Origin of the sequence: Rhizobium sp. TBD182, assembly GCF_001950375.1 — a bacterium.
GTDB classification, from domain to species: Bacteria; Pseudomonadota; Alphaproteobacteria; order Rhizobiales; family Rhizobiaceae; genus Agrobacterium; species Agrobacterium tumefaciens.
The window spans coordinates 1-201 of the sequence record NZ_BDLN01000006.1 but is presented as its reverse complement, the minus strand read 5'-3'; the positions used below and the strand labels follow the sequence as shown (position 1 = coordinate 201).

1 pseudogene is annotated in these 201 nt (G+C 54.2%); it reads left to right on the top strand.

Annotation, left to right across the window (positions count from 1 at the left end):
* Positions 1–2: 2 nt before the first annotated feature.
* Positions 3–201, top strand: a pseudogene (locus T18_RS17755) (sugar ABC transporter permease); the annotation flags it as partial.

The following is a 201-nucleotide window of genomic DNA, read 5'->3' as shown; positions in this document are numbered from 1 at the left end:
TGCTGCTTTTGCTGGTGTGGATGATCGTGCCCCTGGCGATGACGCTGTGGTTTTCGTTCCAGAACTACAATCTCCTCAACCCTGCCAATGTCAGCTTCGCGGGCCTGTTCAATTACCAGTATTTCTACACCGATCCGGCCTTCTTCCAGTCGATCTTCAACACGCTTGCCATCGTCGGCGGCGTGCTTCTGATCACCGTCA